At 64.1% G+C, this 10064-nt stretch carries 9 protein-coding genes and 1 pseudogene; 1 reads left to right on the top strand and 9 read right to left on the bottom strand.

The window, feature by feature from the left end:
- Positions 1-240 (bottom strand): annotated as a pseudogene (locus Q0S71_RS22850) (GNAT family N-acetyltransferase); the annotation flags it as partial.
- 161 nt (positions 241-401) lie between these two features.
- Between Q0S71_RS22850 and Q0S71_RS22845 the strand changes: the two are divergent.
- On the top strand, positions 402-2174 hold the full coding sequence (locus tag Q0S71_RS22845) for an FAD-dependent oxidoreductase (protein ID WP_296000917.1): 1773 nt from the start codon (positions 402-404) through the stop codon (positions 2172-2174).
- A gap of 31 nt (positions 2175-2205) precedes the next feature.
- Here the strand turns inward: Q0S71_RS22845 and Q0S71_RS22840 are convergent, their stop codons facing one another.
- The 8 genes from Q0S71_RS22840 to Q0S71_RS22805 form a co-directional block, all read right to left on the bottom strand.
- Positions 2206-3564: a M28 family peptidase gene (locus tag Q0S71_RS22840; RefSeq protein ID WP_296000915.1), complete on the bottom strand. Its 1359-nt coding sequence runs from the start codon at positions 3562-3564 to the stop codon at positions 2206-2208.
- 191 nt (positions 3565-3755) lie between these two features.
- Positions 3756-4103 carry a helix-hairpin-helix domain-containing protein gene (locus tag Q0S71_RS22835; RefSeq protein WP_296000913.1) on the bottom strand — a complete coding sequence of 116 codons (348 nt, stop codon included), beginning with the start codon at positions 4101-4103 and terminating at the stop codon, positions 3756-3758.
- A 150-nt stretch (positions 4104-4253) separates the two neighbouring features.
- Positions 4254-4961: a PEP-CTERM sorting domain-containing protein gene (locus Q0S71_RS22830; RefSeq protein WP_296000911.1), complete on the bottom strand. Its 708-nt coding sequence runs from the start codon at positions 4959-4961 to the stop codon at positions 4254-4256.
- A gap of 227 nt (positions 4962-5188) precedes the next feature.
- On the bottom strand, positions 5189-5893 hold the full coding sequence (locus Q0S71_RS22825; RefSeq protein ID WP_296000910.1) for a PEP-CTERM sorting domain-containing protein: 705 nt from the start codon (positions 5891-5893) through the stop codon (positions 5189-5191).
- 301 nt (positions 5894-6194) lie between these two features.
- Positions 6195-7160: a D-glycero-beta-D-manno-heptose-7-phosphate kinase gene (rfaE1, locus tag Q0S71_RS22820; protein WP_296000908.1), complete on the bottom strand. Its 966-nt coding sequence runs from the start codon at positions 7158-7160 to the stop codon at positions 6195-6197.
- A 17-nt stretch (positions 7161-7177) separates the two neighbouring features.
- Complete coding sequence (locus tag Q0S71_RS22815; RefSeq protein WP_296000906.1) at positions 7178-8545, bottom strand: UDP-glucose/GDP-mannose dehydrogenase family protein; 1368 nt, start codon at positions 8543-8545, stop codon at positions 7178-7180.
- 49 nt (positions 8546-8594) lie between these two features.
- Positions 8595-9770, bottom strand: a complete 1176-nt coding sequence (gene lapB, locus Q0S71_RS22810) for a lipopolysaccharide assembly protein LapB (RefSeq protein WP_296000904.1) — start codon at positions 9768-9770, stop codon at positions 8595-8597.
- A gap of 36 nt (positions 9771-9806) precedes the next feature.
- A partial coding sequence (locus Q0S71_RS22805) for a lipopolysaccharide assembly LapA domain-containing protein (protein ID WP_296000903.1) occupies positions 9807-10064 on the bottom strand: 258 nt, incomplete at its 5' end.

The following is a 10064-nucleotide window of genomic DNA, read 5'->3' as shown; positions in this document are numbered from 1 at the left end:
GGCGCCCTGCGCCGCGAGCGCGATCCAGCCGCGCCGCCAGCCCGGCTCGCCGACCGCCAGCGCCAGCCCGCGCGTAAAGGCGGCGACCTTGTCGTCGGGGTAGACGCAATCGCCGCGCGCCATCGGCTGGAACAAGGCCGCGCCGGCGCGGCCGTTGTCTTGCAGGTGCGTGTTCAGATAAGAAAAAAAGGCCGGCAGGTCGGCATTGAGCAAGGGGCGCAGGATGAGGCGGACGGCCATGAAGGAGCATTCCATTTTGTAAAGTCCATCCAGTGTAACAGCCGCCGCCGCGGTGTTTCAATCCGGCCATAGCATGCTGAAATCTTTGGCGGCGGCGGCGGCATGGGATAGACTTGATACGGATACGATATCGTCACCCTCCCCTCCTCACCGGACGCGCCATGAACCCGCCCTCGCTGGAATTTATACCGGACAATAGCACCGACGACGTGGTCACGCCATCGGAAATGGACCGCCAGACCCGCAGCCACCAGATCTTCCCGGTGATGTCGCACGCCGACGCGCGCCGCATGCTGCGCTTCGGCCACGTGCGCCAATTCGAGCATGGCCAGACGCTGTTCAAGGCCGGCATCAGCAGCTTCGGCCTGATGCTGGTGCTCAAGGGCCGCTTGCTGCTGAGCCGTTACGACGGCCTCGGCAACAGCTCCACCATCGTCGAACTGAGCCCCGGCCAGTTCAGCGGCGAAGTGGGCCAGTTGTCGGGCCGGCCGGCGCTGGGCACGGGCACCGCCATCGGCGACGTCGAGGTGCTGGTGATCCCGTCCGAATCGCTGCGCGCGCTGCTGGTGGCCGAGGCCGAGCTGGGCGAGCGCATCGTGCGCGCGCTGATCCTGCGCCGGGTGGCGCTGATCGAAGTCAATTCCGGCGGTCCGGTGCTGGTCGGGCCGCCCGGCCACGGCCGGCTGTTCCACTTGCAGAGTTTTTTGTCGAGCAACGCCTATCCGCACACGGTGCTCGATCCGGCCCACGACGCCCAGGCCGCCGCGCTGGTCGAGCGCTACCGCCCCGGCGCCGACGACTGGCCGCTGGTGGTATGCCCGGACGGCGAAGTGTGGAAGAACCCGTCGAACCGCGAAGTCGGCCGCTGCCTCGGCATGCTGCCCGACTTCGACGCCGAACGCGTGTTCGACGTGCTGGTGGTCGGCTCCGGCCCGTCCGGGCTGGCGACGTCGGTGTACGCGGCCTCCGAAGGCTTGACCGTGATGGCGCTCGACCAGCGCTGCTTCGGCGGCCAGGCGGCGGCCAGCGCCCGCATCGAAAACTACCTCGGCTTCCCGACCGGCATCACCGGCCGCGCCCTGGCCGGCCGCGCCTACGTGCAGGCGCAAAAGTTCGGCGTCGAAGTCGCGATACCGGCCATCGCCAAACATCTGTACTGCGACGAATTCCCGCTGCGCCTGGAACTGTGCGACGGCACCACCATCCGCGCCCGCAGCGTGGTGCTGTCGTGCGGCGCGCGCTACCGCCGGCCGTCGCTGGCCAACCTGAAATCGTACGAGGGGCGCGGCGTCTATTACTGGGCTTCGCCGATCGAGGCCAAGCTGTGCAAGCACGAGGAAATCGTGCTGGTCGGCGGCGGCAATTCGGCCGGCCAGGCCGCCGTGTTTTTATCCGGCTTCGCGGCCAAGGTGCACATGGTCATCCGCGGCAAGGGGCTGGCGGCGACCATGTCCAATTACCTGATCGAGCGCATCGGCGCCACGCCCAACATCGTCCTGCACACCCACACGGAAATCGTCGCGCTCGAAGGCGACGAGGATGGCTTGAAGCAGGTCCGCTGGCGCAACAACCGCAGCGGCGAGGAACAGGACGCCGACATCTGCCGCGTGTTCCTGTTCGTCGGCGCCGATCCGAACACCGACTGGCTGGGCGACTGCGGCGTCGGCGTCGACGACAAGGGCTTCATCCGCACCGGCTTCGACGTGACGGCGGCCCAGTGCCGCGCCAAGGGACACGCCGGCTTCTTTTATCCCGATACCGGGCCGGTGCGGGCCGCGCTGGAAACGAGCGTGCCGGGCGTGTTCGCGATCGGCGACGTGCGCGCCGGATCGACCAAGCGCGTCGCGGCGGCGGTCGGCGAAGGCGCGGCGGTGGTGGCGCAGATCCATGCGTATCTGGCCAGCCTGCCGGTCGACATGCGCAGCGAGCCGTGACAGCGTCGGCGCCGCGGCCGGCGCCGCGAACTTAGCGCAGCGGCTGCGGATACGTCGCGACGCTGACGTTGCCGTCCCGGTCGACCGCCTGCACGCCGAAGAAGTAATCATCCTTCGACAGCTTCACCTTGAACTCGTTGACGTTGCCGACGAACTGCGCGCCCTGCCAGTCGGCCGCCGTGGTGGCGCGCCAGACGATGCGGTAGCCGGCCAGATCCGGTTCGGTGTTCGCCTGCCATACCAGCGAAGTGTCGTTCTCCAGCTGCGCCGTGCGCACCCGCACATTCTGCGGCGCGGCCGGCGCCAGCGCCAGCGACGCCAGCGCCGCCGCGTTCACGCGCGCCACCCGCGCGATGTAATCGTAGTCGTCGAACTGCGGCAAATCGCCGATAGCCTTGCCGTTTTCCGTGCGCAGGTTCTGGTGCTGATGGTCGAAATCCTCATGCGGCTCCGTGAAGCGCAGCGCCGCGTAGCCGCGTTCCAGGAAGGGCATATGGTCGCCGCCGCGCAGATAGCGGTCGCGCCGCTGGATCACGTTGACCGTGAAGCCCGGCACATAACGCTCGCCCGCCTCCTTGACGGCGCGCGCCAGCTGGCGCGACAGCGAATCGTTCTCGCCGCCGGTCTGGATCAGCGCGCGCACGGCGTCGCTGTTCTGCTTTTGCACCGGCAAGCCTTCGGCGAACAGCCGCACCTGCGTGTTGTCAACGTTGCCGTGTTCATCGTGCGAACTGCCGATGATGTCGTTGGTGAACATGCCGGCGATATTGAGCTTGTTGATCCTGGCCTGCTCGGCCCAGTGCTCGGCGCCGAACAAGCCCTGCTCCTCGGCGGCGACGGTCATGAAGACCAGCGTGGCGTCGAACTGGTAGCGGGCCATCACGCACGCCATCTCGATCACGGCGGCGGTCCCGGAGGCGTCGTCGTTGGCGCCGGGCGCGGCGCCCTTGAAGTCCATGATGTCGGTGTTACGAGAGTCGTAATGGCCGCTGACGACATAGATGCGGTCCTTGGACGCGGCCTGTGCGCCGGGCAGCGTGGCGACCACGTTGACGATCTCGGTCGGGGTGCTGATACGCGCCGACACCGGCGTCACGTGGCTGTCGTAGGCGACCTGCAAACGGCCGCCGGCCTGGGCCCCGCAGCGCTCCAGCTCCGACTTGATCCAGCGCCGCGCCGCGCCTATGCCTTCGGTGTCGGACACCGTGTCGGACATGGTGTGGCGGGTCTTGAAGCCGACCAGTTTGGCGATGATGGCCTCGATGCGCTGCGGCGAAATCTGGCCGACGATCTGGTCGATCTGCCGCTGGTGATGGCTGACGTCGGGCGCGCCGGCGGCGTCGGCGGCCGTGGCGGCGCCGGCCAGTGCGGCGCAAACGGCGGCAAGCATGACGCGGGCGGTGGAGCGGAGAGCGAACGCGGAAATCATCAACTAGCCTTTCGTGGAAGTGTGCAGGTCAGGTGCCGGCGATGGGCACAGACGGCGATCTTCTCACGAAAGAATGGCGACGATGCAAGATTTTTGTATCGCCGCCGTGCGCGCTGCTACTTACTTTGAGCGCTGCTAACTTTGAGCGCTGCTTACTTTTTCACCGGCGCCGGCTTGGCCGCCTTGGTGTCGGTCGTTTTGGCGTCGGCCACCTTCATCGGCGCGCCGTCGAGCGATTTACCGTTGACCTGCAAGCCCGCTTGCGACAGCTTGACGGCGCTCTTCTCGCCTATGCCCTTGACGCGCTTTTCAAAGTCGGCCCAGTCCTTGAAGTCGCCGCCCTTGGTGCGCTCGTCGAGGATGGCTTTCGACTTGGCCGGGCCTATGCCCTTGATGCTGTCGAGCGCCGAGGCATCGCCCTTGTTGACGTCGACTTGGGCGAAGGCGAAATTCATTACCGCGATCAGGGTGGCGACGGCCAGCAGTAGTTTTTTGAACATGTCTGAATCTCCGTGGTGGTGGGCAGGACGCGATGCGCGCCCTGTCGGCGCTTAACGTCCAGGCCGCGCTCCGGTTGACCGGAACCACGCGGCCCTTGGGCTGGCACAAGGCAGGGATATGCTTAGCGGCCTTGGCCCACGGCCTTGGCTTTAGCCTTGGCGGCGACGGCGCAACGCCACCGCGCCGAGCAGGCTCAGACCCGCCAGCAGCGAGACCCAGGCCGTCGGTTCAGGCACCGGCAAGGCCTGGCCCAGATCCATTTCTATCGGAGGGCGGCTGCGGCCAACGCCGTCGGGAAAAATGCCGCCGTCGACATTGATATCGACACCGGGAGCGTTCCGCGTTTCATTGGTAAATCCAATGAAGAAAACGGCGCCGGACGAGGCATTGATATCCTGCACTGCACTGGCGTTGAGTTTCACCGACACCGTATCGTCGGACAAGGTGACGGCGGCGTACTGGCGGCCGCTGCCAAGGTCTTTATAGACGTCGGTGCCGAAGTTGGTGTTGTTGAGGAAGGACTGGAGCGGGCTGGAAACGTCGTACAGGCCGATAACGGCCGGTCCCAGGTCACCAGAAGTGGCCGCGTGCAGCAACAAGGTTACCGAGGTGTAGCTACCGGGAGGTATGAAAAACGCCGCATAGCTATTGTGACCCTTGCCGTCTTCGTTACCGGTGTACATATTGTTGATCGGGGTCGTTTCAGGGCCTATGCCATTGCTGCTGACCCAGCCTTGCAGTTCCGAATAGACGGCCACATCGGCCTGGGCGCTGCCTGCCACCAAAGCGCCGGCCATCATCAGCGCCGCTGCCACCTTGGCGCGATTAAAAACAAAGTATTTACTTCCACTCATCATCAACTCCCGTTAATTTATTATTAAGGAAAGGATGATACTAGCGGCTTAATATCACTGAATCAATGGCAAATGATGCATAAAAATAAATGCCAATTTAATACAAAATTTCGATCCAATTTGCTGTCTATACAGCTATACTAAAGCGCCGATGGCCCGCTTCCGATTTAACACTTTCAGTCAAAACAGTTACACACACCATCGGCGCTCAAGCTACAGACTAGACCGGCTTAAGCTTGGCGACGGCGCAAGGCCATCGCGCCGATCAGGGTCAGGCCAGCGAGCAGCGTAGCCCAGGCCGATGGTTCAGGCACGGGCAAGGCCGGGCCCAGGTCCATTTCCATCGGCGGACGGCTGCGGTCCAGACCATTGATATAAACGCCGGCGAAGGCATCGGTACCCAGGCCGTTCGCGTCGAGCGTCAGATTGGTGAAACCGATGAAGAACAGCTTGCCGCTGCCGGCGGCGGCATTGACATCGGCCAGCCCGGCGGCGTTGAACGTCACCGATACGGCATCATCCCCGAGCGTGGCGGTGGCGTACTGGTGGCCGCTGCCCAGGTCGTTGTAAACGCCGGCGCCGAATTTCACCGTATTGAGGAAGCCGTCGATCGGGGTTGAAACGTCGTACAGGCCGATCTGGACCGGACCCATGTCACCGAAACTCATAGGATTGAGTTTCAGGGTTACCGAACCATAGCTACCGGCAGGTATGGTAAACGCGGCATAGCTGTTGAACAGCGCGCCGTCCTGGGCACCGGTATACATATTGCTCAGTTTGTCCAGCTCCGGTCCGTTGCCATTGCTGTTGACCCAGCCCTGCCATTGCGAATAACTGGCGGTATCGGCCTGGGCCGCGCCAGCCACCAGCGCGCCGGCCAGCATCAGCGCGGCGCCGATTGTGCGATTCAAAACAAGGTATTTATGTCCACTCATTATCAACTCCCTTTGATTTATTATTAAGGAGTGCTGATACTAGCGGCTTAATTCTGCTGGATCAACAGCAAAACATGCATAAAAATAAATATCAAAAAACATACCTAATTTCGATCAATTATGCTGTCTATACAGGTATACTAAAGCGCCGATGGCCGGGATCGGATTTAACACTTTCAGTCAAGTAAGTTACATCCGGCACCCGCACCGGCGCGGCACGGCACACATGCATGCGTGCATGCGCTGCCGATAAAAAAACTGCCGGCAAGCCGGCAGGATAGTGCGGCGAGGACGGGCCGGATCAGGCGAACAATTCCTCGCGCGTGACGGTGGCGGTGCCGAGCTTGCCGACCACGATGCCACCGGCGCGGTTGGCGGTCTGCACCGCCTCCTTCCAGTCCGCGCCCGCGCCCAGCATCGCGGCCATGGTCGCGATGACGGTGTCGCCGGCGCCGGAAACGTCGAACACTTCGCGCGCGTCGGCCGGCATGTGCAACAGGCCATCGCTGGTGTACAGCGTCATGCCTTCTTCGGAGCGGGTCAGCAGCAGCGCGTCGAGCTTGAGCTCCGCGCGCATCTGCTGGGCCTTGGCGGTCAGCTGTTCTTCCGTGCTCCAGCTGCCGACGATGCGGCGCATCTCCGATTTATTCGGCGTCAGCACGGTGGCGCCGGCGTAGCGCGAAAAATCGTCGCCCTTGGGATCGACCATGACGATCTTGCCGGCCGCGCGCGCCGAAGCGATCATGTCGGCCACGTTCACCAGGCTGCCCTTGGCGTAGTCGGACAGCACGATGACGTCGTAGCCGGCCAGCAGCGCCTTGAATTGCACCAGCTTGTCGCGCAGGACGGTGTCGGTCGGCGCCTCCTCGAAATCGATGCGCAGCATCTGCTGCTGGCGGCCGATCACGCGCAACTTGATGATGGTGGAGATGGCCGCGTCGCGTTTCAGATAGCTGTGGATGCCGCCGCCTTGCAGCAGCTGCTCCACTTCGTCGCCCGCCTCGTCGGCGCCGACCACGCCCAGCAAGCCGGCGTGCGCGCCCAGCGCCGACGCGTTGCGCGCCACGTTGGCGGCGCCGCCGAGGCGCGCTTCGCGCTTCTCGATGCGCACGATGGGCACCGGCGCTTCCGGCGAAATGCGGCTGACGTCACCGAACCAGTAACGGTCCAGCATCACGTCGCCGACCACCAGGATGCGCACCTTGTCGAGCGACGGCGCTTGCGTTGTAACGGCGCCTGCAACAGCGGTCGTAACGGCAGAATTCATCGCGGCCTCTTTCGTCGTCAGCTACGGGTCAGGATGGAACGGCCGATGCCGTGGTATTCGAAGCCCGCCTCGGCCATCACTTCCGGCTCGAACAGATTGCGGCCGTCGAAGATGACGGCGTTCTTCAGGCTGGACTTGATGCGGTCGAAGTCCGGGCTGCGGAAGGCTTTCCACTCGGTGACGATGAGCAGCGCCTCGGCCGCCGTCAGCGCATCCATCGGGCTGGTGGCGAAGCGGATGCGCGCCAGCTGGGCGGCGTCGAAGTCGAGCGCCAGCACGCGTTTGGCTTCCTCCATCGCGACCGGATCGTAGACGGCGACGGTGGCGCCGCTGTCGAGCAGCTGCTTGAGCAGCACGCGGGCCGGCGCTTCGCGCATGTCGTCGGTGTTCGGCTTGAAGGCCAGGCCCCAGACCGCGAAGTGCTTGCCGCTCAAGTCATCGCCGAAGCGCTTGTTGACCTTCTGGCCCAGCACCAGCTTTTGCTTGTCGTTGACCGCTTCGACGGCGCGCAGTATCAGCAGGTCCTGGTTGTACTGGCGCGCCGTGCGCTCCAGCGCCTGCACGTCTTTCGGGAAGCAGGAACCGCCGTAACCGGCGCCGGCGTACAGGAAGCTGTGGCCGATGCGCGGATCGGAACCGATGCCGTGGCGGACCGCCTCGATATCGGCGCCCACCTGGTCGGCCAGGTTGGCCAGTTCGTTCATGAACGAGATGCGCGTGGCCAGCATGGCGTTGGCCGCGTACTTGGTGAATTCGGCCGAGCGCACGTCCATCCAGAAAGTGCGTTCGTGGTTGCGGTTGAAGGGCGTGTACAGCTTCTTCATCAAGTCCTGGGCCTTCAGGCCTTCGGGCGTCTGGTCGTAGCCGATGACGATGCGGTCCGGCCGCATGAAGTCTTCGACGGCGGCGCCCTCTTTCAGGAACTCGGGATTGGACACCACCGAGAACTTGGAAGCGTCGCCGCGCGCGGCCAGCTGTTCCTGCACGGCGGCCTTGACGCGGTCGGCCGTGCCCACAGGGACGGTCGATTTGTCGACGATGACTTTGAACTCCGTCATGTGCTTGCCGATGTTGCGGGCGGCGGCCAGCACGTATTGCAGGTCGGCCGAGCCGTCTTCGTCCGGCGGCGTGCCGACGGCGATGAATTGCAAACAGCCGTGGGCCACGGAGGCGGCGACGTCGGTCGAGAACTGCAAGCGGCCGGCGGCGCGGTTGCGCGCCACGACTTCTTCCAGGCCCGGCTCGTGGATGGGGATGCCGCCGCTATTGAGCAGGGCGATTTTTTTTTCGTCGACGTCGAGGCAGAAAACGTCGTTGCCCAATTCGGCCAGACAGGCGCCGGTCACCAGGCCTACATAGCCGGTGCCGATAATCGTGATTTTCATGGTGTGCCTACTTTGTTATAACGTGTTCTGAACCTGGTGACCCAGGCTTTTAATTCATGACATTGAGTTCTTCGGTGCGGCGCGGCGGGTAAGTCTCCCAGCGGCTGCATCCGGGGCACTGCCAGTAAAACTGGCGCGCCTTGAAACCGCAATGGCTGCACTGATAGCGCGCCAGCTTTTGCGTGTAGCCGTGCACCAGGTTCTTCACCATCGACAGCTCCGGCCAGACCGCCGCCGGCGCGTCCATCAGGCGCGCTTCGAGCAGCTTGTCGAGGCCCAGCAGCGTCGGCGTGCGGCGCAGTTCCGCGCTGACCAGCTGCTTGGCCGCGTCGACGCCATCGAGTTCGATGACGGCCTTGAACACCACTTCGATCAAGTCGATCGACGACGCTTGTTCCAGGTAGGACTTGAGCAGGTTGACGCCCTCCTGCGGCCGGCCCACCTTGCGGTAGCCGTCCATCAGGCGCTGCGCCACCAGCGCCACGTGCGGCACGCTTTGCTGTTCGACGCGGCGCCACGTCAGCAGCGCGCCCTCGACGTCGCCCTGCGCCAGCTGCGCGTCGCCGATCAGCAGCGTGGCGCGCACATTGGTGCGGTTGGCCAGCAGCGATTTTTCCAGCAGCGGCACGGCGCCTTCCGGATGCATGTGGACCAGCGAATCCTGCGCCAGCTCGCAGTAGAACTGCGCGATTTCTTTTTGGCGCGAACCGGCGCCCGATTCCTGCAAGCCCAGCGCCGCCTCGATGGCGCGCGGCCATTCCTTCTCGCGCTGGAAAATCTCCAGCAGCGCGCGCTGCGCCTGCACGCCGTACTGCGTTTTGACGAGGCGGTTGAAGGTCTCCTCGGCGCGGTCGAGCAGGCCGGCCTTCAGGTAATCCATGCCCAGTTCATATTCGGCGTGCTGCAACTGCTCCAGCGGCAGGTCGGGACGCGCCAGCAGATTCTGGTGCACGCGGATGGCGCGTTCGGTCTCGCCGCGGCGGCGGAACAGATTGCCGAGCGCGAAGTGCATGTCGGCCGTTTCGGGATCGAGCGTGACGATTTCGATGAAGGCGTCGATGGCCTTGTCGGGCTGGTCGTTCAGCAGAAAATTCAGTCCCTTGAAATAGCCGCGCGGCAGGCTGCGCGACTCGGACACCAGTTGGCGGATGTCGACCCGCGCGGCGATCCAGCCCAGCGCGAAAAAGACCGGTATCCCCAATAGCCACCAGAGTTCAAATTCCATGCGTATGTTTTTATATTGTATGAATAGAGCGCGGCATTACTGCGGCGTGGCGACGCTGTCCGCCAGCGGCTGGGCGACGCCCTGCTGGACCGACGATTGCAGCGTCTCGATAGTGGTTTTGTGTTTGTGCGTTTCGCGCCGGTGGCGGAACACGGTGGGCGTCAGCGCCAGCACGCCGAGGAAGGCGCCGGCCGCGAAGAAGCCGAGCAGCATCAGGACCAGCGGTCCGCGCAGCTCATAGTGCAGGAAGAAGTGCAGGTCCACTTCCTGGGTATTTTTCAGGGCGAAGCCAAA

Source organism: Rugamonas sp. (assembly GCF_025354735.1).
Classification (GTDB): Bacteria; Pseudomonadota; Gammaproteobacteria; order Burkholderiales; family Burkholderiaceae_D; genus Rugamonas.
Note: the sequence above shows the minus strand (reverse complement) of the source record. Positions and strands in the feature narration are given on the sequence as shown.

Excerpts from the sequence above, each read along its gene's own strand:
- Q0S71_RS22825 (WP_296000910.1), bottom strand. The coding sequence starts at position 5,893 with ATGAGTGGACATAAATACCTTGTTTTGAATCGCACAATCGGCGCCGCG.
- lapB (WP_296000904.1), bottom strand. The coding sequence starts at position 9,770 with ATGGAATTTGAACTCTGGTGGCTATTGGGGATACCGGTCTTTTTCGCG.
- rfaE1 (WP_296000908.1), bottom strand. The coding sequence starts at position 7,160 with ATGAATTCTGCCGTTACGACCGCTGTTGCAGGCGCCGTTACAACGCAA.
- Q0S71_RS22845 (WP_296000917.1), top strand. The coding sequence starts at position 402 with ATGAACCCGCCCTCGCTGGAATTTATACCGGACAATAGCACCGACGAC.
- Q0S71_RS22815 (WP_296000906.1), bottom strand. The coding sequence starts at position 8,545 with ATGAAAATCACGATTATCGGCACCGGCTATGTAGGCCTGGTGACCGGC.
- Q0S71_RS22840 (WP_296000915.1), bottom strand. The coding sequence starts at position 3,564 with ATGCTTGCCGCCGTTTGCGCCGCACTGGCCGGCGCCGCCACGGCCGCC.
- Q0S71_RS22830 (WP_296000911.1), bottom strand. The coding sequence starts at position 4,961 with ATGATGAGTGGAAGTAAATACTTTGTTTTTAATCGCGCCAAGGTGGCA.
- Q0S71_RS22835 (WP_296000913.1), bottom strand. The coding sequence starts at position 4,103 with ATGTTCAAAAAACTACTGCTGGCCGTCGCCACCCTGATCGCGGTAATG.